This is a genomic window from Chitinophaga sp. 30R24 (genome assembly GCF_049056765.1).
Lineage (GTDB): Bacteria > Bacteroidota > Bacteroidia > Chitinophagales > Chitinophagaceae > Chitinophaga.
Window position 1 is genome coordinate 248,043 of sequence record NZ_JBJGXX010000004.1, and the last position, 23,213, is coordinate 271,255.

At 46.3% G+C, this 23,213-nt stretch carries 17 protein-coding genes and 1 pseudogene; 9 read left to right on the forward strand and 9 right to left on the reverse strand.

What is annotated here, in order from left to right; genetic code table 11:
* Positions 1–92: 92 nt before the first annotated feature.
* From ACDQ55_RS13055 to ACDQ55_RS13095, 9 genes and pseudogenes are all read right to left on the reverse strand, one after another.
* A complete protein-coding gene (locus ACDQ55_RS13055; protein WP_420981839.1) occupies positions 93–929 on the reverse strand; it encodes a hypothetical protein in 837 nt (278 codons plus the stop codon).
* A 78-nt stretch (positions 930–1,007) separates the two neighbouring features.
* Positions 1,008–1,385 carry a hypothetical protein gene (locus tag ACDQ55_RS13060; RefSeq protein ID WP_420981840.1) on the reverse strand — a complete coding sequence of 126 codons (378 nt, stop codon included), beginning with the start codon at positions 1,383–1,385 and terminating at the stop codon, positions 1,008–1,010.
* Between the two features lie 41 nt (positions 1,386–1,426).
* Complete coding sequence (locus ACDQ55_RS13065) at positions 1,427–1,996, reverse strand: hypothetical protein (protein WP_420981841.1); 570 nt, start codon at positions 1,994–1,996, stop codon at positions 1,427–1,429.
* Positions 1,997–2,279: 283 nt separating this feature from the next.
* Positions 2,280–4,208 (reverse strand): annotated as a pseudogene (gene nagB / locus ACDQ55_RS13070) (glucosamine-6-phosphate deaminase); the annotation flags it as partial.
* A 230-nt stretch (positions 4,209–4,438) separates the two neighbouring features.
* On the reverse strand, positions 4,439–6,733 hold the full coding sequence (locus ACDQ55_RS13075; RefSeq protein ID WP_420981842.1) for a family 20 glycosylhydrolase: 2,295 nt from the start codon (positions 6,731–6,733) through the stop codon (positions 4,439–4,441).
* Positions 6,734–6,964: 231 nt separating this feature from the next.
* The gene (locus ACDQ55_RS13080) at positions 6,965–7,720 is read right to left on the reverse strand and encodes a copper homeostasis protein CutC (protein ID WP_420981843.1); all 756 of its coding nucleotides are present in this window, start codon (positions 7,718–7,720) and stop codon (positions 6,965–6,967) included.
* A gap of 66 nt (positions 7,721–7,786) precedes the next feature.
* Positions 7,787–8,842, reverse strand: a complete 1,056-nt coding sequence (locus tag ACDQ55_RS13085) for a N(4)-(beta-N-acetylglucosaminyl)-L-asparaginase (RefSeq protein ID WP_420981844.1) — start codon at positions 8,840–8,842, stop codon at positions 7,787–7,789.
* Positions 8,843–8,954: 112 nt separating this feature from the next.
* Positions 8,955–9,920 (reverse strand): ROK family protein, encoded by a 966-nt coding sequence (locus ACDQ55_RS13090; protein WP_420981845.1) that lies wholly within the window; start codon positions 9,918–9,920, stop codon positions 8,955–8,957.
* Positions 9,892–11,808, reverse strand: a complete 1,917-nt coding sequence (locus tag ACDQ55_RS13095) for an MFS transporter (protein ID WP_420981846.1) — start codon at positions 11,806–11,808, stop codon at positions 9,892–9,894. The genes ACDQ55_RS13090 and ACDQ55_RS13095 overlap by 29 nt, the downstream gene beginning before the upstream one ends.
* Positions 11,809–12,300: 492 nt before the next feature.
* Between ACDQ55_RS13095 and galK the strand changes: the two genes are divergently transcribed.
* The 9 genes from galK (at position 12,301) to ACDQ55_RS13140 (ending at position 23,213) form a co-directional block, all read left to right on the forward strand.
* A complete protein-coding gene (gene galK / locus ACDQ55_RS13100; protein ID WP_420981847.1) occupies positions 12,301–13,464 on the forward strand; it encodes a galactokinase in 1,164 nt (387 codons plus the stop codon).
* A gap of 192 nt (positions 13,465–13,656) precedes the next feature.
* The gene (locus tag ACDQ55_RS13105; RefSeq protein ID WP_420981848.1) at positions 13,657–15,747 is read left to right on the forward strand and encodes an alpha-L-fucosidase; all 2,091 of its coding nucleotides are present in this window, start codon (positions 13,657–13,659) and stop codon (positions 15,745–15,747) included.
* 426 nt (positions 15,748–16,173) lie between these two features.
* Positions 16,174–16,944, forward strand: coding sequence for a GNAT family N-acetyltransferase (locus ACDQ55_RS13110; RefSeq protein WP_420981849.1), 771 nt, complete (start codon positions 16,174–16,176; stop codon positions 16,942–16,944).
* A 48-nt stretch (positions 16,945–16,992) separates the two neighbouring features.
* The gene (gene argG / locus ACDQ55_RS13115) at positions 16,993–18,183 is read left to right on the forward strand and encodes an argininosuccinate synthase (RefSeq protein WP_420981850.1); all 1,191 of its coding nucleotides are present in this window, start codon (positions 16,993–16,995) and stop codon (positions 18,181–18,183) included.
* Between the two features lie 11 nt (positions 18,184–18,194).
* A complete protein-coding gene (gene argC, locus ACDQ55_RS13120; RefSeq protein ID WP_420981851.1) occupies positions 18,195–19,178 on the forward strand; it encodes an N-acetyl-gamma-glutamyl-phosphate reductase in 984 nt (327 codons plus the stop codon).
* 28 nt (positions 19,179–19,206) lie between these two features.
* On the forward strand, positions 19,207–20,331 hold the full coding sequence (locus ACDQ55_RS13125; protein WP_420981852.1) for an aspartate aminotransferase family protein: 1,125 nt from the start codon (positions 19,207–19,209) through the stop codon (positions 20,329–20,331).
* 72 nt (positions 20,332–20,403) lie between these two features.
* Entirely contained in the window at positions 20,404–21,354 is a 951-nt protein-coding gene (locus ACDQ55_RS13130) for an N-acetylornithine carbamoyltransferase (protein WP_420981853.1), read from the forward strand.
* A 2-nt stretch (positions 21,355–21,356) separates the two neighbouring features.
* A complete protein-coding gene (gene argB / locus ACDQ55_RS13135; protein ID WP_420981854.1) occupies positions 21,357–22,145 on the forward strand; it encodes an acetylglutamate kinase in 789 nt (262 codons plus the stop codon).
* A gap of 3 nt (positions 22,146–22,148) precedes the next feature.
* Positions 22,149–23,213, forward strand: coding sequence for a M20 family metallo-hydrolase (locus tag ACDQ55_RS13140; RefSeq protein ID WP_420981855.1), 1,065 nt, complete (start codon positions 22,149–22,151; stop codon positions 23,211–23,213).

Here is a 23,213-nt window from a genome sequence, read left to right on the forward strand (position 1 = left end):
ATGCTTATGAAGCGCTTTTTTGCTGAGGTGGGGTACCCTGTTATGCCTAATTTGCCACAAGAGTCAAATTAGGCATAACCTGTAGTTATGGCTTAATCAACAGAAAGAATGAACTTATTGAATTTTCCGGCAAAGTCTTCCTGCAGGGTTTTATCTATGCCATGTAAATAATGAACGGTAAACCCGCGTTGCAACCGCCGGGTAACGCAGCCATCCAGCTGGAGCGGACGGGCATGCAATACGCCGATCAGTTGTTTGCTCTGGAAAATGAGTGCAATTCTGTATAAAGGGCTGGGGTCATCGATACCACTTTCATAGTTGAAGTACATCACATAGGGTTTTAGTGTGGTTTCTTCTTCCAGTCCGAAATTATGGATAAAGGGTTGCAGGGCCGTAGTACTGCGGCCATCATGTTGTTTCAGAAAGCTGGCTAGGGCAGTTTCTATAATAGTGCCTTTCCGGATATTCTTCTTTTCCGTATAGGCGTTAAGGGTAGCCCACATTTTTTGTCCATTGGTGGATACGGGTAAGCGGAGATCTTGTTGTAAGATGCCGGCGGGCACACCGTTGACTTTTATTTTACGGCCTTTGTGGAAAACAGGTTTGCTGAATTCTTCTTTTGTGATATCAAAGTCCAGGTTTACCGGGTACCAGTCATTTTTTACCGGGGCACAGCGGAGGGGCACATAATCTACCAGGGATATGATGGCGGTGCCCCCTGGTTTGTCGAATAGGTTAGCCTTTCCGTTGATCCGTTCGCTCATAATAGGGGCAGCGGGCGTGGCAGGCGTGGTAGTGATATTATTTTTCTTCATATCGGCATTGCCGCTTCCCTCTTCATTTTCGTACCTGCTATGTTTATTTTTCAGGTTGCAGGATACCAGCAATGCTGTTAATCCCAGGCAGGTCAATAGTTTGTTGAGATGCATAAGGTAAAATTACTGAAATGTAGGGATGGAAGGACTCCTGCTTCCATCCTTACGGCATCCGCACAACAAAGATTGGGCCTAGAATTCAGAGAAAATAACCGTATCGGCTGTTTGAAGGCGGTGAATTTCCTTCATGCTGGAAAAAGGATCTAGTGGCGACCATTCATGTGCGGTAAAGAGTTGGACGTTTTTTCCTTTCAGCAGTTTTTCCAGATCGGTGGTATGAATGCGGGCGTTGGTTTTATGGGAGATATAATAGATTTTTGGATCATTTTTAAGATGAACGATAATGCCAGGGGAGCCATTTTTAATTTCCTGGACAATGCCGGTGATAGCGGCGCAATCTTTTTTATTAGCCTTGTGTGCAGAGGGCATACCGGAAATGAGTAATACCAGTATGAGCGTGGCTACCAGCAATAAAGCGGTAAAGCCATTTTTGTTGGCTTTTTTATTCATAGTCCGTTGGCAGTAAGTAAATCAGGTTAGATATAGTTCGCTTAATTTACCTCTTTCTCATCATCTTCTTCCCAATCAGCTTCTTCTTCCCAGTCTTCATCTTCTTCCCAGTCCTCTTCCTCTTCTTCTATCAAGAGGCTTTGTGCAGATCCTGGTTCTACCTGGTTCTGACGCCAGTAAGCTATAATTTCATCTGCTTTTTGCTGGATGGGCGCAAAGTCTTTAATGGTATTATTATCGAAATCGGCTGTTATATCCGGTAGTTGGAGGATGGCATCAAAGCATTCCTGCAGGAGTGAAATATTTGCCGGATCATTTCTCAGTACGCTGTAAGAGAGGCGAATAGCGTCGAACGGACCGCTGCTCTGCAGTGCTTCTTCTCCATTGATCATAGGGAAAAGCCATACTAATACATCGTCGCCGGTTTCTTCTCCGTTGAGGATACCAAAAAAATCTTCGAGTTGTTCAAAGCCCAATGGCTCCAGTTGTGCAAAAATTTTGTTCCTGGCAGGGAACTTCGGATGTTCCTGACCAGTGATCAGGAATAATTCGCTGAACCGTGGTTTATCCCGGCCCGTAAACTTAAAGTCAATGAGGATATCGTTTTCCATTGAGGGCAATGCTATTTTCTACTGTAATTTAATAGTTTAATTGGAAGCTATTCAAAAAAAAATCTACTGGATAATGGCTACGGCAATTTTTGTGGTAAGGAAGCGGTTTTGGAGGGTACGTTCCGGTTGCATTACCCACAATACGTAGCTCAGGTAGGGTTGGCCACGTTTATTGCCCTGATTTTTGCAGGCTTCAGCGGTTATTTCGATGGCCCTGGATAAAAAGGATTCCCTGGTATGAGTTAGTGGTCATAGCAGGGAATCCCATATATCAAAAATCTGTTTACATAAAATGATAACGTACAAATGCCTCCATAGCAGCGTACTGCTGTAAGCCCAGTTTGTCATAGAGTTCTGCGGTATTGGCGTTGCGGGCTTCCGCACGTTGCCAGAATTCGCGCAGGTCGGTACCTTGAAAAGGTACTACATCTTTCTGACTTTGGTGGATGAAGATACCGAGGCGTTTCTGCATTACCTGGTCTGGACTCATAGGCACGGCCATTTCAATTTCATGGATGTCCCATTCCTGCCAGGCACCTTTGTACAGCCATACCCAGCAATCTTTGGCCCAGTCTTCTGTTTTCACGATGTCTAGGGCAGCAAAGATAACGTCCAGGCAAACTTTGTGGGTACCATGCGGATCGGCGAGGTCGCCGGCGCAATAGATCTGCTGGGGTTTCAATTTACGCAACAGTTCCACGGTGAGCGCTACATCTTCGGGTCCCATTGGTTTCTTTTCTACCAGGCCGGTTTCATAGAACGGGAGGTTCATGAAATGGGCATTTTCTTCTGGGATACCTACATAACGGCAGGTAGCTTTGGCTTCGCAGCGGCGGATCAATCCTTTAATAGCGCGGATTTCCGGTGTATCTTTCTGGGAAGGCTTTTTGGTGCCGATAAATGCTTTGGCTTCATCGAGGATCATAGAGCTTTTGCTCTTATCGATGTCGAACAGGCCTTCAAAACCCACGGCGAAGTCAATGAAGCGCAGCAGGAATTCGTCTGTAACGGCAATGTTACCGGAAGTTTGGTAGGCTACATGCACATCATGGCCTTGTTCGTGCAAGCGGATAAAGGTACCTCCCATGGAAATGATATCATCATCCGGATGCGGGGAGAAGATCAGCGCGCGTTTTTTAGCGGGTTCTGAGCGTTCCGGATGCTTAGGCAATTGCGGGCCGGGTTTGCCGCCAGGCCAGCCGGTAATGGTATCACGGATGCCATTAAACTGTTGGATGTTAAGCTCATAGGCAGAACCATATTGTACGATCAGGTCGTTCAAACCATTTTCGTTATAGTCTTTGTCGGTGAGCATCAGGATGGGTTTGCCTAATTTCAGGGCCAGACTGGTAACGGCCTTGCGGGTCAGTTTAGGCGTCCATTCGCAGTCGCCGGTGAGCCAGGGCTCATTGAAGCGGGTGAGATCGGCTGCTGCCTGCTCGTCTATTACAAATTGGCAGTTGGCGTGCTGTTGCAGGAGGGAGGCAGGTACCTGGTCGGTGCTATGCCCTTCTACGGAGCGGCGTACAATTTTTGCCTTGTGCGAGCCCCAGGCCATCAGCATGATCTGTTTGGCCTTGAAAATGGTGCTAAGGCCCATCGTGATGGCCAAACGTGGTACCTGGCTCATGTTAGGGAACTCATATGCGTTCGCCAAACGGGTGCTGTTGTCCAGCGTTACCAAGCGGGTATGTGAGTTGACGTTGGAACCTGGTTCGTTGAAACCGATATGGCCGTTGTTGCCGATGCCCAATACTTGCAGATCAATGCCCCCTAAACTTTCTATGCGTTGATCGTATTCTGCGCAATATTTCTTGATCTGGTCTTTGGGAATAGTGCCATCGGGAATAAAGTACTGGCCTTCCGGAATGTCGATATGATTAAACAGGTGCTCTTTCATGAAGCGGTGGTAGCTCTGTAAAGCATCCGGCTCAAGCGGATAATATTCGTCTAGGTTGAATGCGATTACATTTTTGAAGCTTAATCCTTCTTCTTTGTGAAGACGAACCAGTTCCGCATACAAATATTTAGGGGTAGATCCAGTGGCCAGCCCTAAAATACATTTTTGACCCGCAACTTCCTTTTCGCGAATCAGCGCAGCGATCTGCTGCGCTACTGCTTTGGAGCCTTCTTTGGCGGAAGGGTGTATTTCCACTGCAATTTGCTCAAAGCTGTCGATCAGTTCGATTTCCTGATGATTAATCGTCATTGGTAAACGTTTTTGATTAGATGCGGTTTAAAAACGAGCCCGAAAATTAAAGAATTTACTGCTAATGCAGATTATAATTCAGCAATATTTAATCTTTATTTCGTTAGCTTGTAGTGAACCATTTTAATATTTGATATCGTTAATATTATAGTCTATAACGGTGTCCCGTTTATATATTTTTGGTGTAGGAGTCATAACATGAAAACCGTTCGGGCAATGCCGGGATGGTTTTTCTATTTTACGATCAACTCATCTACAAATAGCCAGGCAGGGGTGCCAGCACCTTCTGCGCCTGCAGGGATAATACCAAAATGCTGCAATTGCACTTTTATATAACGGCCGCGTACCTGTTGCAGTTGGCTCCTCCGTACTTTGTTGATACCACTTGCAGGGAAAGTAATTTGTTTGTATACTTCTTTAAACGTGTTGCCATCATCAGATACGGCAAATACTACCTGTTTAGGTGGATAGATCCAATCGTCTTTTTTATTCACTGTATTAATGCCCACTTCATGAATATCCTGCACACTATCCAGCTCCACGATCGCTTGTATATCTTTCCCCAGGAAGCCGAACCATTCGTTGTCGTTTAGGGCTGCGTTACCTTCCACGCCATTTACCAGGTTAAATGCGCTGGCAGGCCGGTGGCTTGCATCTGCTTCCGGGGTAAGCGTTACTTTCTTTCCTAATCCTTTATGGTACACAAAAGCCTGGTTATATTCGTTGCCGAAGGGTTTTCCATCTACGAAAACCTGGGCACGAAGGGGGCCTGTTTGAACAATTTGTACTGGCTGGGTATAAGGAGTGGACTGAAGAGTGGGAGGGGTACTATCTGTAGTATAAAATATTTTACCGCCTTCTAATTTACTGTCCAGCACTACTGATACGCCTCCTTTGCCGTTGTTGGTTATTTTCCCGGTAACTTCAAAAACATGTTTGGCATAATTTACTTTCTTCAGGTCGAGGCGTTTAACGTGTAACCGTAAACGTTCCATGAAGTCGTCGTAGTTGCGTTTTTCTTTGGGCGACCAAAGTACTTCTGCCAGTGCGGCGGCACGGGGATATACCATGTATTCCAGGTAGTCGGTGTTGTTGATGTATTCTGTCCACACATTGGCTTGCGCTCCTTTAATGTAGGTGGCTTCTTCCTTGCTTAGTTCTGTAGGTACGGGCTCAAAGGCATATACCTGGCTTACCGGCAGATAACCGCCTATGGCTAGTGGTTCGTTGGTGCTTCTGGATTGGTAATGATCGAAATAGCAGTAGTCGCCGGGTGTCATTACCACAGCATGTTTTTGTTTAGCTGCGGCAATACCGCCTTCCATACCTCTCCAGCTCATCACGGCGGCATTTGGCGCCAGTCCGCCTTCCAGGATCTCGTCCCATCCGATGATTTGTTTGCCTTTGTTGTTCACGTATTGTTCTATACGTTGTATGAAATAGCTTTGGAGGGCATGTTCGTCTTTCAGTCCTTCATGTTTCATGCGGGCCTGGCACTTAGGGCATTTCACCCATCTTACTTTGGGGGATTCATCTCCGCCAATGTGGATGTATTTGCTGGGAAAAAGTGTCATTACTTCATCCAGTACATCTTGCAGGAATACAAATACACTGTCATTGCCGGCGCAGTACACATCATCGTATACGCCCCAATGGGTGCCGGTTTCATAAGGTCCGCCGGTGCAACCCAGGTTAGGGTAAGCGGCCAGTGCGGCCAGTGAGTGTCCGGGCATTTCAATTTCCGGGATCACGGTTACAAAATGATCGGCTGCATATTGTACCACTTCTTTTACCTGGTCTTGCGTATAGTAGCCTCCATAAGGTTTGCCATCATATTTGTTATCTGAATAGCGGCCTGCCATGGTTTCTTTTCGTTTGGAAGCAATTTCCTGCAGGCGCGGGTATTTCTTTATTTCGATGCGCCAGCCCTGGTCTTCCGTGAGGTGCCAGTGGAAGGTGTTCATTTTATGCAGGGCAAGCAGGTCGATATATTTTTTGATGAATTCTACCGGGAAAAAGTGCCGGCCTACATCCAGGTGCAGCCCGCGATAGGAAAAGCGGGGAGCGTCGGTGATATTTACGCCGGGAATGTACAGGGCATTGGCTTTTTCTACAGGCAGCAGTTGTATCAGCGTTTGTACGCCATAGAAGGTACCGCTGCCGCTGTTACCGTTGATAGTTACTTTATCGTGTGCTGTATTTAACGTATATCCTTCTGTGTTGGTGCTGTCGTGGCCGGTATTTAATATAATTGCGTTCTGGCTGCCTTGCTCTTTGATATCCAGTTCATAACCGGTGAGTTCTTTGAGCCAGGCGTTAAACAAGGCGGCTGTTTTTTTATCGGCCTCGTTAGTGGCCACGATCACTGTTTTTTTATCCAGCAAGAAGGAGTCTGGTTGCTCGCTAGTGCTAACGGGCATGGGAATAATACTCACCTTTCCTTTAGGGGCGGCAGGCAGCTGGGAGCCAGAACAGCTCCAAAGCCCTAGTGCAGCGATGAGTAAGCATAGGTGGCTTGTTTTTTTCATTGTAGACAGCGTATTGATGAATGTTTGTTTAAGCTTAACAGATAACTGGCAGCACAGTATTATTTCGCATATTAGAGGCCGGTGATCCGAAGTGATTGTTATCTTGGATCGCAATATACCCACTTAGCAACAGCATTGTTGCATAGATCATTTTTTTTCATTTCGTTGTTCACTTTAAGCTGTCAGCAATGCTGAAAGCAGTAATAATAATGGGTTGTAAAGAATGAATGACTAAGATAACAATGTTTTTTCGCCTATTTCACGTATCAGCGCTACTTCTTGCTGCTGTGTTACGGAGATCCCGTATTCTGGTACGCCTGGAATGCCCCCCATGCTTACGTTGGGATTGCGGTATTCCATTTTGCTTTCTTCATATGCTTTGGCGGTGGTATGGTATTCTGTAATGCCGGTAGCTTTGATCAGCTGGGCAATATTAGTGGACCTTACACCGGAACCGGCCATAATGGCAATGCGGTCGTTTGCCCTGATCAACAGGTCTTTGAGCAGGGAAGTGCCTTCCAGGGCGGTATTGCGGGCGCCTGAGGTGAGAATGCGTTCAAAGCCGGTGGCAATAATATCTTCCAGGGCTTCGAAAGGATTGTCGGTCATGTCGAAGGCCCGGTGAAAAGTAACGCCCATGGGGGCGGCCAGTGCTGTGAGTATTTTACATCTTTGTTTGTCTATCCTTCCGTTTGCGGTAAGTATGCCGGTAACCACGCCATTGCAGCCGAGTTGTTTGCAGCGTTCAATATCTTTTACCATTACTTCAAACTCGAGGTCGGAGTAGAGGAAGTCGCCGCCTCTGGGGCGGATAATGGGGTAAAGGTCAATATCCACTTTTTCCCTGGCGATAGCGATGGTGCCATAGCTGGGTGTGGTGCCGCCTTCCAGCAGGTTATCACAGAGCTCAATCCTGTTGGCGCCGCCTTCGGCCGCTGCAATGCAGGAGGCTACAGAGGCTGCGCAGATTTCGAGGATAAATGCCATAATGATTGTTTTAATGGTGTTGAATAACAGTTAGCTACCAACAGGGTTGCTGGCAGCTAATTATTATTAGAAATAATGTTTTCCGTCTATCAGTACATTGCTGGTATCGCTGGTGCACACGGCATAGCTGAAGCCTTTTTGCAGGCAGTAGGCGCCATGCTCTCCTTTTTTGTTGAGGGCGAGAAATCCTACCTGGATTTCTTTTGCTTTAGCAGGGCTCCTTTTCACGATACGGTCTACGGCTTCTTTACAGGCTTTTTCTGGTGGATAGCCTTGCCGCATCAGTTCTACTACGAGGTGGCTGCCTACAATTTTGATCACTTCTTCTCCTACGCCGGTGCTGGTAGCGGCGCCTACTTCGTTATCTACATAGAGGCCGGCGCCAATGATAGGGGAGTCGCCGAGGCGGCCATGTAATTTAAAGGCCATTCCGCTGGTGGTGCAGGCGCCAGACAGGTTACCTGCTGCGTCCATGGCCACCATGCCAATAGTATCGTGGTTATATACGTTGCCGGGTAACATCAGCGGGCTAAAAGCTGTAGCGCCTCCGGAAGGGGTATAAGACTTATTTTCTATGTTGATGATCGGTTTGTATTCCGATGTTTTGAGCCATTCTTTCCATGCTTTTTCTGCTTCGGGCGTCAGCAGGTTTTCTTTCTGGAAGCCATTGGCCAGTGCAAATTGCAGGGCGCCATCTCCTACCAGCATTACATGCGGCGTTTTTTCCATAACAAGACGGGCTACGGAAATGGCGTGTGTAATATGTTCCAGTGCGCCTACGGAGCCACAGTTACCTTGTTCATCCATAATGCAGGCGTCCAGTGTAACGCGGCCATCGCGGTCGGGGTAACCGGAATAACCTACGGTGTGATTATTGGGATCTGCTTCCGGCACGCGTACGCCTGTTTCTACGGCATCCAATGCGCGTCCGCCCTTTTTCAGGATTTCCCAGGCAGCGGCATTGGCCGCCCGGCCAAAGTCCCAGGTAGACACAACAATAGGTTTGCCTTTCACCGGGCCTTTTTTTCCTTGTGCGCGTGCAGACGTTCCCGTTACTCCGTCTAAAGAGAAAACAGCGGCGCCAAGGGCCGCTGTTTTCAGGAATGATCTTCTATTTTTCATATACCACTATTCAACTTTTGTTTTAGCTTTTAACGGCCAGCTCTCTGGCCGTTTTCCTGCCTATTATTAGGTTACCGCTGACTGTAGTTGCTGGTGGCCAGCGGTTTTCCGCCTACTCCTTCATTTCCCAGGCGAGGGCGCTGGCGCCCAGGATAGCGGCATCACTTTCCTTGAGTTCAGAGAAAAGCAATTTAACCTTATTCTGGAAAATAGGTAGCAGATTCTTCTCCATATGCTCGCGCACAGGCTTCATAATGAGATCTCCGGCTTTGGTAAGGCCGCCGAACAGCACAATTGCTTCCGGGCTGGAGAACATCACGAAATTGGCCAGCGCTTCACCGAGGATTTTACCGGTATACTCATATACTTCCATGGCCAGCGGGTCGCCTTTCATGGCAGCTTCGTAGATCAGCTTGGAGTTGATTTCTTCTTTGCTGTGTTCCCGCATGATGCTGGGGGTATCCGGACGGGTAGCCAGGAATTCCAGGGCGGTATTGGTAACGCCGGTAGCAGAGGCATATGCTTCCAGGGAGCCATGAGCACCGGTGCCAGGGTGATAACGCCCGCCGGGAATCACAATGCAGTGACCCAGTTCTCCGGCAAAGCCATCGTGCCCGTAAATCAGTTGCCCATTGGCCACAATACCGCTACCTACGCCGGTGCCCAGGGTGATCACGATAAAGTCTTTCATCCCTCTGGCAGCTCCGTAGATCTGCTCGCCCAACGCTGCTGCATTGGCATCGTTCGTGAGCACTACGGGCCGGCCAAATTTTTGCTCCAGCAGGCTGGCAAGAGGAACAACCCCTCTCCAGCGCAGGTTAGGCGCATATTCAATATTACCGGTGTAGAAGTTCCCATTAGGGGCGCCTACGCCGATGCCTTTTATTTGTTCAATACCACCTGTTTGTTCGATCAGTTTGGATAGATGTCCGTGTAACTCATCAAGAAAGCCGTTTACGTCTTCATGCTGATTAGTCAGCATACGGCCATCACTTAAAATATTGCCCCTTCTGTCTACAATACCAAATTTGGTGTTAGTGCCGCCAATATCAATGCCCACCGCTAACTGCTGACTCATAATCAATTCCTTGAGATTTTAAAATTGTTTTAACTCTAAATGCGAAGAATGCGAGATAAGCAAAACACAGCGCCGGAATAACATAAGACGCGTGGATGCCAATGCTTGGAATATCTGCCAAACCACCTTGTACAGGAGGAATGAGGGAACCGCCGAGGATCATCATTACGAGGAATGCAGAACCCTGACCGGTGTATTTGCCCAAACCTGCAATGGATAATGCGAAAATGCTAGGCCACATAACAGAGCAGTATAAACCGCCGCTGATGAAGGCGAAAGTAGCCAGCTGACCTGTACTGAATAATCCGATGAGAATAGAGGCGATACCCAGTAACCCAAATACCATGAGGGTTTTGGCTGGTTTATCCTGTCCGGCGAAGAAGCCGATGATCTGCACTACGATGCAGATAGCATAAGGATACAGTTGGCTGATATCATTGCCTTTGAGGCTGTTTGCCCCGAGAATAACGCCATAGGCGATGAACGGAACGATCACGCACAAGACATTACGAGTTCTTTTAGAAACGTTGAATACGCTGATGGCACCGGTCCAACGGCCAATCATCATACTGCCCCAGAAGAGGGAAGCATATGGATCTAACTGGGATTCTGCCAGGCCTGTTGGCGTAAGGAAACCAGGGTGTTTCAGCAAGGCGCCGAGGTTACTGGCAATGGTTACTTCCACTCCTACATAAATAAAGAGGGCCAGCATACCCAGGATGAGCTGAGGGTATTTCATTGCGCCCCATCCTTCACTGTTGCCGGCAGAAGCCATTTTAGTGTAGAACAGGATGCCGATAATACCTACAATACCTGCGATAAAGAAAGGCAGTTCAAATTTCAGGATCAGTCCCATTAGAATGAGCACGAACATGAAGGTGATGCCAAGTAAGGATTTGGTAGCCTTAGGAGACGATTCGAATGCTTCGTTGTCTTGGCTTTCCGGCATTTTTACAAAAGCGAAGATACCTGCAGCGATCAGGAACAAAGCAATCAGCAGGAAGTATAAGGTGTTAATCTTGCTAATATCAGTGCTTACCTCTTCACCACCTTTAATGTTACCAAACAGCAACATACTCACAATGATAGGTCCGATGGTAGTACCGAAAGAGTTGATACCGCCTGCCAGGTTCAAACGGTGCGCGCCTTTGGCAGGATCTCCCAATAAAATGGCAAACGGATTGGCCGCAGTTTGCTGCAGCGAAAATCCCAGGGCCACAATAAAGAGGGCCATGAGGATCAAAGCAAAATAGCCGAAAGTAACTGTTTGTTTGTAGTCTGTGTCCAATACAGTCACTACTTTTTCCAGGTTGGCTTTTGTAAAGGTAGCTGCATACACATGATGCGCTTCATCTTTGGTAAACCCTCCGGCTACAGCGGAAGTTAATTGCGGATTGCTGGTATACTTTTCAGCAGCGTCGCTGTTGATCAGTAAAGCATAGGTGTCTGCTTCTTTCTCGCGGCGGATCTTTATCTGCCTGTCGGAAGTTTGCAGTTGCTGTTCAACCTGGAAACTACTGATGTCGTGGATAGTTTCTTGGATAGGAACAATTTTTTCCTTATTCACACATGGAATCATAATTACTGAGCCCAGTACAGAGATCAGTAAACCGTAAATGATACCCTTTTTATACCCGATTTTATTAAGGATATCCACTTTTCTTGCAGCAGATGCTAAGTACAGGATCAGTGAGCCGATAAAGTAGGCACTGTAAAAGGAGAAGTCGATTAATTGAGACTCCAGTTGGGTAAGGTTAAAGTGAGATTTGCAGAAAGGGATAAAGATACTGTTGGACGCAGCCAGAAATCCCCAGAAAAAGAAAACCAGAATAAGCACAAAGAACGAAGGATGGGTACTTTGTGCGCTTTGCTTTGTTTGCTGAGTCATAAACGTGTTAAGTTACTGTGAAGTTTGCCGGTTTAAATGTATAAATTATTTTTTTAAATTTTTTTAAAAAGTAAATTAATCTTGCAATATAGTGTAATTGGTAAAACGTTTTAGCAAAAATTATTGCGAAATGTACAAGAAATATAAGAGAAGTTTATTGATGTTCGTAGCTACCCACTAAAAATTCTGACAGTTAGGGCTGATCGGTAGTAACCCCAACAGGCGGGTTACGCATACCATTCCTGGCCTCCCGGATTAATAATACTTTGATCCGGATTTCCAGCGCTGAATGTATCCCAGGTTTGCTGGTAACTATAATCCCCTTCTTTTATCCTCATAAAACAGGGAATCACCTTAGGATTCCTGATTATTGCAGTGATATCTTTTTTAACTAATGACTACCGGCAGCTAGCCATTAGTAGCCAGGAAACTTTTTTATTTCCCTATCATTTTATATTTTTAGGTGTAATTTTTACGTTTAATATTTTTTAAATGATACAAAGAACCAGGGAACAGTTTATTCATTTATTCGAAAAAGAGCCACTGATAGTTGTTTCCCCCGGCAGGATCAATTTGATTGGCGAACATACGGATTACAACGACGGTTTTGTATTGCCAGCGGCGATCGACAAGAAAATTGTATATGCCATAGCATTGAACAATACGCAGCAATGTAATGCCCATGCCGTATTTACGCAGGAAACGGTGTCTTTCCATTTAAATGATGTAAAGCCTACGCCCGGATGGATCAATTATTTGATGGGAGTAGTATATCAGCTGCAAGAACGCGGACTGCCAGTACAGGGTTTCGACTGTGTAGTGGCAGGAGACATCCCGGTAGGCGCAGGGATGTCGTCTTCCGCGGCGGTAGAAGGCGGACTGGTAGCGGGATTGAACCACCTCTTCGGATATGGGCTTACCCGCATGGAAATGGCTTTGATCGGCCAGCAAGCAGAACATACTTTCCCTGGTGTGCAGTGTGGTATCATGGACCAGTTTGCGAACCTACATGGTAAAAAAGACCAGGTGATCCGCCTGGATTGCCGTAGCCTCGAATATGAGTATTTTCCGTTTAACTTCCCTGGCTATAAAGTAGTGCTCTGTAATTCTATGGTACATCACTCCTTGGCTTCTTCTGAGTATAATGTACGCCGCCGGCAGTGCGAGGAAGGTGTAAAAGCTATACAGGTAAAGCATCCGGCTGTACAGTCGCTCCGCGATGCCAACATGTTTATGCTGGAGGAAGTAAAAGAACAATTGCCAGCCAAAGTATACGACCGTTGCAACTACGTGATCGCAGAAATACAACGGGTGCAGGATGCTACTGTTTTACTGAAACAAGGTAACCTGTCTGAGTTTGGCCAGTTGATGTATGATACCCATGAAGGATTGAGTAAATTATATGAAGTAAGCTGCCCCGAGCTGGATTTCTTGGTATCCCTGTCCAGGGAACGGGAGGAAGTAGCTGGCGCCCGCGTAATGGGTGGCGGTTTCGGTGGTTGCACCATCAACCTGGTAAAAACAGAAAAGGTAGACGATTTTGTGGCCTATATTAAATCGCGTTACCAGGACCAATATGGTAAAGCACCTGAAGTTTATGTAACCACTATTGAAGATGGGGTAACTGTAAAGGAAAACGTCCGGGAAAATGCATAGGATACATCATATATAATTATATAACACTATTGTGACGAAAACGGCCGGCCCTTTCATCACAATAGTGTCCGGGTTATTTACTGCTGGCCGGGGCGCCCGGCGAAAATTCAATTAAGAATAGCCAATTTGAGATTGCTCTGTGTTAATTATCTGGTATATCTTCGCTACTTACTGCAATTTTTATTTCTGGCAATGAAAAAAAACACGTTACTCCTCGCTGGGTTACTCGGCTTTAATATGGCTATGGCCCAGGAGATTAAGCCTTATGGCGCTTTACCCACCAAAGCACAGGTAGCATGGAATGATATGGAATATTATATGTTCATTCATTTTGGTCCTAATACCTTTACCAACAAGGAGTGGGGGCATGGCGATGAAGATCCGAAAGTATTTAATCCTACGCACCTTGATGCCCGCCAGTGGGCGCGTACCGCCAAATTGGCCGGTATGAAAGGTATTGTGATCACCGCCAAACACCACGATGGTTTTTGTTTATGGCCCAGTAAATACAGTACGCATACCGTGAGGGAAAGTGCCTGGAAAAACGGCCAGGGTGATGTGCTGGCAGCATTATCGGCCGCCTGTAAGGAATACGGTTTGAAGTTTGGGGTATATCTCTCGCCCTGGGACCGCAACCATCCTGAATATGGCACGTCCTCTTATAACCAGGTATTCGCTAATACGCTGAATGAAGTGCTATCCAGCTATGGACCTGTGTTTGAACAGTGGTTCGATGGCGCTAATGGAGGAAATATTAAACAACCTTACGACTGGAACCTTTTTCATAATGTAGTATATAAGAACCAGCCCAACGCCGTTATTTTTAGCGATGTAGGCCCTGGTTGCCGTTGGGTGGGTAATGAAAACGGTATTGCCGGTGCTACCAACTGGAGTACCCTGAATGTAAAGGGATTTACGCCCGGTGCTGGTGCGCCTGCGCCTAAAGTGCTCAATGAAGGTAATGAAGATGGAGAGCAATGGGTACCGGCAGAATGCGATGTATCTATCCGTCCGGGATGGTTTTATAGCCCCGAAACCAACGATAAAGTTAAATCAGTAGCTACTTTACTGGACATTTACTATGGTTCCGTGGGCCGTAATGGGAACCTGATTCTGAATGTTCCGGTAGACCGGGAGGGACTTATCCATCCCAATGATTCTACCCGGTTGATGGAGTTGCGCCGCGCACTGGATGCTGCTTTTAAAGATAACCTGGCCAGTAAGGCGGTGATAACGTCAACGAATATACGTAATATAGCAACCGTAAAAACAGCCAGTCTTAACGATGGAAACAATGCTACCTATTGGGCTGCCACCGAAGATGCCCGCAGCGCCGACATTACGTTAAACTGGAAAAAGCCGGTGACTTTTAACCGGGTGGTGCTACAGGAGTATATTGCGCTGGGCCAGCGGGTGAAAAGCTTCAGTGTGGATATCCTGGAAAATGGTGCCTGGAAGGAGGTGGCAAGGGAAACCACCATCGGGCATAAACGTATTCTGGTGCTCCCGGATTATACTGCTGCACAGGTACGCATTCGTATTTTAGATGCCAAAGCCGCGCCGGTGATCAGCGAGGTACAATTATATAAAGCGCCGGAAATACTCGCTGCACCAAAAATCAGCCGCTTAAAGAACGGACGGGTATTAATAGAAGGACCAGCAGGAACAGAGATCCGCTATACCCTGGATGGCACTATGCCTGGTTGGCGTTCTGCCGGTGTTAAAGTAGCGGATTCAGCCGCCAAGAAGGAAGCAGGTGAGGTTGCTACAGTACTGCTGAACCTTCCACAAGGTGGCCTAGTGAAAGCACGTGCTTTTAAAGGGCTGGCAGCCAGTGAAACAGCGATGGCTGCGTTTGATGTGGCGCCCATAAAATGGAAAGTGCTCCATTTACCCTATTCCCCCGCCAGGGTGCCGGAAAATGCGATAGACGGAGATCCCAGCACGGTATATACTACCATTGGCCAGGATAGTTATCCGCATCAATTAGACATTGATCTGGGAGAAACCCTTTCGCTGAAAGGGTTTACCTACATGCCCCCTGTAGCAGGTGAAGCTAAGGGCATTGTGTATGGATACGAGTTTTACACCAGCTCCGATGGTCAAAACTGGGGCCGCCCGGTAAGCAATGGGCAGTTTGCCAATATCCTGAACAACCCCATACAGCAGGTAGTGTATTTCCCGGTTACTCAGGCCCGATATATCCGTTTTGTAGCGGTAAGCCCGGCGCAAGCGGGAAGCATACAGGCAGGAATAGCAGAATTAGGTATAATAACAAGATAATATAGGCCGGGAAGTAATTGTAGCGATTGCTTCCCGGTACCATCCTTGCCCTTTCCTCCGCACAAGACAATTCCCCCTTTTTAAAAATCCCCTTCGCCTCAAAAAAAATTCAACTATTTAAACAGATATTGTTATAACTTTGCGGTTAATCTAAACTAAAGACAATATTTATAACAATTTAACGCTGAACTGAAGTTGGAAAAAACCGCAACTCATACCAACATCTCTGCATATCATCCCGCTTTAAACAAAGGGGTATATTCTGTTGGGTTCAATGTCTTTAGATTTCTTTCCCGACGACCTAGAATTTGATAGCGCTTGTCTTCATACAACCGCTATCGCACCGTGATTCCCCAATCATCCGGTGAGCGCTCCAGTAATGGAATTTCAATGTAGTTTATTGATTCACGATTTCAATTTAAAAAGTTGGAAAATCAACATATCATCGTTAGGGTAGCCACTCCTGACGATATTCACTATTCAAGTACCATCACCAACGAGATGGAATCATCTGCAAAAGCCAGAGGAACAGGCATCGCCAAGCGTTCCCCTGCTTACGTGGAATTGAAAATGCAGGAAGGCAAAGCAGTGATCGCTGTTACAGATAAAGGTGATTGGGTAGGTTTCTGCTATATAGAGGCCTGGGGCCATGAAAAATTTGTCGCCAATTCCGGATTGATTGTGAATCCGGCTTTCCGAGGGCATGGTGTTGCTAAATCTATCAAAAAGAAAATATTCGAACTCTCCCGTGAGAAATATCCGGATGCAAAAATATTTGGTCTTACTACCGGTTTGGCAGTGATGAAGATTAACTCTGAGCTGGGTTATGAGCCCGTTACTTATTCTGAACTTACGGATGATGAAGAGTTTTGGAAGGGGTGCAGGAGTTGTGTGAACTTCGATATTCTTACCAGCAAACAACGGAAAAACTGTTTATGTACCGCTATGCTGTATGATCCGGTAGAAAAGCTGAAAGAAGCGGAAGAGAGAGCGATGGCAGATAAAGCTGCTGCAGAACAGCAGGTGCAATTGTCTGTTACCGCCACCGGCCATATGCATCACGAAAAACGCCGTCGTAGATTTAAAGGCAACATCAAACTCTATGAGCGTTGGCTGCGGTTTAAACGCTTTGTGTTGCTGAATAGCAGAAAAGAGGGCGGTGCTACCGGATCTAAAAAGAAATTTTTCCTGTTCTGACTACAGGCGTATAAATATTGTTATCTGGAATTATAAAAAGATGTCATAATGAAAAAAGTAGTACTGGGATTTAGCGGAGGACTTGATACTTCCTATTGCGTTAAATATCTGACCGAGGAAAAGGGATATGAAGTGCATTCGGTGATTGTTAACACTGGTGGTTTTTCTGAAGAAGAGCTGCAGGAAATTGAAAAGCGCGCTTATAACCTGGGCGTTAAAAGTCATAAAACTGTTAATGCGATACGTTCTTATTATGATGGCGTAATCAAATATCTCATCTTTGGCAATGTACTGAAGAATAACACTTATCCGCTGAGCGTGAGTGCTGAGCGTATGAGTCAGGCGTTGGCTATCGCTGAGTATGTGAAGGAAGTGGGCGCGGATGCAGTAGCGCATGGTAGTACCGGCGCAGGTAACGACCAGGTACGTTTCGATATGGTATTTCATATTATGATTCCTGGTGTGGAAATCATCACCCCGATCCGTGACATGAAACTGAGCCGGGAAGAAGAGATTGCTTACCTGAAATCTAAGGGTGTGCAAATGAACTTCGATAAAGCAGTATACTCTATCAATAAAGGAATGTGGGGAACTTCTGTTGGCGGCAAGGAAACGCTTACCTCTAATGGTATGTTGCCAGAAGCTGCCTGGCCTACTCAGCTTACCAAAGAAGGAGAAGAGCAGGTGAAATTAACTTTCGAAAAAGGAGAGCTCACAGGTGTAAACGATAAAAAATTCGATCATCCATCTGAGGCCATTCAATATTTGCAAACTATTGCCGGCCCGTTTGCCATTGGCCGTGATATCCACGTGGGCGATACCATTATCGGTATCAAAGGCCGTGTAGGTTTTGAAGCCGCTGCACCTATGGTGATCATCAAGGCGCACCATGCGCTGGAAAAACATGTATTAACCAAATGGCAGCTGAGCTGGAAAGACCAACTGGCACAGTTCTATGGTAATTACATGCACGAAGGCCAGATCATGGATCCCGTAATGCGCGATATCGAGGCTTTCCTTCAACAGGCACAGGAAAATGTAACCGGTGAAGTATTTGTTACCCTCATGCCTTACCGCTTCCAGGTAACTGGCATCGATTCACCATATGATCTGATGAGCAGTAAATTTGGTAAATACGGTGAAATGAACAGCGGCTGGAGTGGAGAAGATGTAAGAGGATTCAGCAAAATTTTTGGTAACCAAACAATGATCTGGCACCAGGTTAAAAATTCTATCTAAATCGGCAGGTAATGGCAAATGATAAAAAAATAAGAGTTGGAATTGTAGGTGGGGCAGGATATACAGGCGGTGAAATGATCCGGCTTTTATTGAATCACCCGGACGTTACCATTTCGTTTGTACATAGCCGTAGCAATGCGGGTAACCCATTGCATGCAGTACATGCCGATCTGCTGGGTGAAACAGATCTATTGTTTACCAGCGATTTGAGCAATGATATTGAGGTGATGTTCCTTTGCCTGGGACATGGCGAATCTAAAAAATTCCTGGAGGCTACCGATGTGGCCAACCATGTGAAAGTGATTGACCTGAGCCAAGATTTTCGTTTAGGCGAGACTGTAAAAGGGCGCACTTTCGTATACGGATTACCGGAAATGCAGCGCGACCTCATCAAAACAGCACAGAATATTGCTAATCCAGGCTGCTTTGCTACTGCCATTCAGTTGGGATTGCTGCCGCTGGCGAAAGCCGGGTTACTGCAAACAGTACATACTACCGGTATCACTGGTTCTACCGGCGCCGGTCAGAGTTTGCAGGCTACTTCCCATTTTACCTGGAGAGCTAATAATATTTCTACCTATAAGGTGCTTACCCATCAACACTTGAAGGAAATCCGGCGAAGCCTGCAGCTCTTGCAGCCAGGTTTTAGCGAAGACGTGAACTTTGTTCCGGTACGCGGTGATTTCCCAAGAGGTATCTGGGTAACTTCGTACCTGCAGTCTGATCTGTTGCTCGAAGCCGCTGTAAAGCTGTATAAAGACTTTTACACCGGTCATCCTTTTACACATGTGAGCGATAAACAGATAGATCTGAAACAGATCGTAAATACTAACAAGTGCCTGATTCAATTGGAAAAAGTGGGTAACAAATTGGTCATCCACTCCATTGAAGACAATCTGCTGAAAGGCGCTTCCGGACAGGCAGTGCAGAACATGAACCTGATGTGTGGGCTGGATGAAACGGCAGGGCTGAAATTAAAGTCCATCGTATTCTAAGTTTTTCACCTTTTCAATTTTTGCCAACATGAAACTTTTCGATGTATATCCTGTAAATAATATTGTTATTGATAAAGCCCTTGGCTCCAATGTATGGGATGATAAGGGTACTGAATACCTGGATCTGTATGGTGGCCACGCGGTGATCTCTATCGGTCATACGCACCCGCATTATGTAAAGCGCCTCACCGATCAGCTGCACAAAGTAGGATTCTACTCCAACTCTGTGAAAATGCCGTTGCAGGAAGAGTTAGCTACCCTGTTGGGTAAGGTATCCGGTAAAGAAGATTACCAACTGTTTCTGTGCAACTCCGGTGCAGAAGCTAATGAGAATGCGTTGAAACTGGCTTCTTTTTATAACGGTAAGAAGAAAGTGATTGCTTTCAGGAAAGCGTTCCATGGCAGAACTTCCCTGGCAGTAGCCGCTACCGACAATCCAAAGATTGTAGCGCCGGTGAATGAAACAACGAATGTAGTATTTCTGCCCTGGGAAGATGAAGCCGCATTGGAAGAGGCTTTTCAGCAGCACGAAGTATCTTCTGTGATCATTGAAGGTATACAGGGCGTAGGAGGCATCAATGTAGCCAGCGAATCGTTCCTGCGGAAAATCAGGTCACTTTGCGATGCCCACAATGCCGTATTTATTGCGGATTCGGTACAATGTGGTTATGGCCGCAGCGGTAAATTTTATTCTCATGATTTTGCCGGCGTAAATGCAGACATTTACAGTATGGCGAAAGGCATGGGCAATGGTTTCCCAATTGGTGCCATTATTATTGCGCCAAAGATCCAGCCGGTTTATGGCATGCTGGGTACTACCTTTGGCGGCAATCACCTGGCCTGTGCTGCCGCACTGGCTGTACTGGAAGTGATCCAGGAAGAACAGCTGATTACCAACGCTGCTACCATCGGTAATTACCTGATGGAACAACTGCGGACCTTTGATAAGGTAAAAGAAGTAAGAGGCCGTGGTTTAATGATCGGTATTGATTTGCCGGAAGAATTAGCGCATGTAAGAAAAGAACTGCTGCAGAAGCATAAGATCTTTACTGGCGAAGCAAAGCCAAATGTGATCCGGTTGCTGCCTTCCCTGGCACTCACCAAAGCGCATGCAGACCAGTTCCTCGACGCATTCGCACAAGCATTAAAATAGTAACACACAAACGTACGGCAGGTAGTGTGCCTTTATAATCTTTCCACTACCTGTTTAAAGCCTATAAGCGAAATGAAACAATTTATTTCTACAGCAGATGTTCCCAGTGTTCCGCGGTTAGTGGACATTGCGTTGAACTACAAGAAAGATCCTTTCAGGGATAAGGAATTAGGTCAGCATAAAACAGTGGGAATGATATTCCTGAACCCCAGCTTGCGAACACGCTTAAGTACACAGGTAGCTGCTAAAAACCTGGGTATGGAAGCAGTAGTGTTTAATATCGACAAGGAAGGATGGGCGCTGGAAATGAATGATGGTGCTATCATGAATGGTAACACTACCGAACACGTAAAAGAAGCGGCGGCAGTAATGGGACAGTATTTTGATATCCTGGCCATCCGTACTTTTCCTGGTTTGAAAAATAAAGAAGAAGACTATACAGAGAAGTATATTAATCAGTTTATTAAATATGCCGGTGTACCGGTAGTAAGTCTGGAAAGCGCTACCCTACATCCTTTACAGAGTTTAACAGATGTGATCACCATCAAGGAGCAGTGGCAACAGCCTCGCAAACCTAAAGTGGTGATGAGCTGGGCGCCACATGTAAAAGCGCTGCCACAGGCTGTTCCTAACTCTTTTGCACAGTGGATGAATGCCTGGGGAGAAGTGGATTTTGTGATCACCCATCCCGAAGGTTATGAGCTGGATGAGAGATTTTCGGGTAATGCCCGCATCGAACATAATCAGGATAAAGCCCTGGAGGGTGCGGATTTCGTGTATGTGAAAAACTGGTCGTCTTATAAAGACTATGGTAAGATCGCCTGCACAGATCCTTCCTGGATGTTTACCAACGAAAAACTCAAGCACACTAATACCGCCAAGATAATGCATTGTTTGCCGGTAAGAAGGAATGTAGTGATCGCAGATGAAGTGCTGGATGGCCCGCAGTCTATTGTGATACCAGAAGCGGGTAATCGCGTATGGGCAGCGCAGGCAGTGTTGAGTGAAATACTGAAAGGATAATTATGATCGATTTATTTATCATTAAAGTAGGCGGAAACGTTATAGATCATCCGGAATTGCAGCAAACCTTCCTGGAGAAGTTTGCTGCAATTCCCGGTAAAAAGATCCTGGTTCATGGGGGCGGTAAGATTGCTACCCGTATCGGTGATCAACTGGGTATTGCATCTAAATATGTAGATGGCAGACGCATTACAGATGCTGCTACCATCGACCTGGTGACAATGGTATACGGTGGTTTGGTCAACAAACAGCTGGTAGCCAGGCTGCAAGCCAATGGCTGTAATGCTATCGGTTTAACTGGTGCCGACGCTAATATTATTCCGGCAGTAAAAAGACCCGTGAAGCAGATCGACTACGGTTTTGTGGGAGATGTAACAGCTACCATGTTGCAAACCGCTCCGTTGCAGGCTTTGCTGGAATCGGGTATCACCCCTGTTTTTGCATCGCTTACCCATGATGGTAAAGGACAAATACTGAATACAAATGCAGATACCATCGCCTCCTCTCTGGCCATTGCCTTATCTGCCTTTTATAGCGTAAGATTGATCTATTGCTTTGAGAAGAAAGGCGTGTTGCGCGATCCGGCAGATGATGAAGCGGTGATTAATCTCATCAACAAAGAAATTTATCAGCAATTGTTGGCGCAACAAGTGCTTACAGACGGCATATTGCCTAAATTGCAGAATGCTTTCGGCGCAATCAATAATGGTGTAAAAGAAGTGCTGATAGGCCATGCAGACGATGTGTTGAGCAATACAACAGCAACGGTGGCAGGCACACTAATATGCTAACCTATGTGGAACGAAAAACTATATGACGTGGCGGTGGCGCTGTTAAAACAGATGATAGCCACCCCGTCGTTGAGCCGCGAAGAAGACGGCACCGCACAACTGATCAGCGAATTTCTGACAGCCATGGATATTCCGCATGAGCGGCACCTCAATAATATCTGGGCTTTCAATAAGTATTACGATCCTTCCAAGCGTAATATCTTGCTGAATTCGCATCATGATACCGTAAAGCCCAATCCGCAATATACCCGTGATCCTTTTAGTCCGGATGTGGAAGATGGTAAGCTCTACGGGCTTGGTAGCAATGATGCTGGCGGCTGTTTGGTAAGCCTGATCGCTACGTTCCTGCATTTTTACCACCGCAGCGACCTCACTTATAATATTATCCTTACTGCTACGGCAGAAGAGGAAATCAGCGGAGTAAACGGGATAGAAAGTATTTTACCCAAATTGCCATCTATTGAGTTTGCTATTGTAGGAGAACCTACACAAACCCAATTGGCTATCGCAGAAAAGGGCCTGATGGTGCTCGATTGCACTAGCTATGGTAAGGCGGGGCATGCTGCCCGTGAAGAAGGCGAAAACGCTTTGTATAAAGCATTGCCCGACCTTAATTGGTTTAAAGATTACCGTTTTCCCCGTGTGTCAGAAACCCTGGGACCGGTGAAAATGAGCGTTACCGTTATCAATACGTCTAATAAAGCACATAATGTAGTGCCGGCCGATTGCTCTTTTGTGGTAGATGTACGGGCTACAGATCAATATACACTGGAAGAGCTGCTGGAGATCATACAGTCGAACGTTTCCTGCGAGGTAAAGCCGAGGTCTATGCGTATGCGACCTTCCTTTATTCCAATGAATCATCCCTTTGTGCTCGCAGGGGTGAGCATCGGTAAAACCTGCTATGGTTCACCTACCACCTCCGACCAGGCGCTGATACCCGCTACTTCCGTGAAAATGGGACCAGGCGATTCTGCCCGTTCACATACGGCAGATGAATACGTTTACCTGCACGAGATCAGGGAAGGTATCAACAGTTATATCAGGTTACTTGAAATGATACAGTAA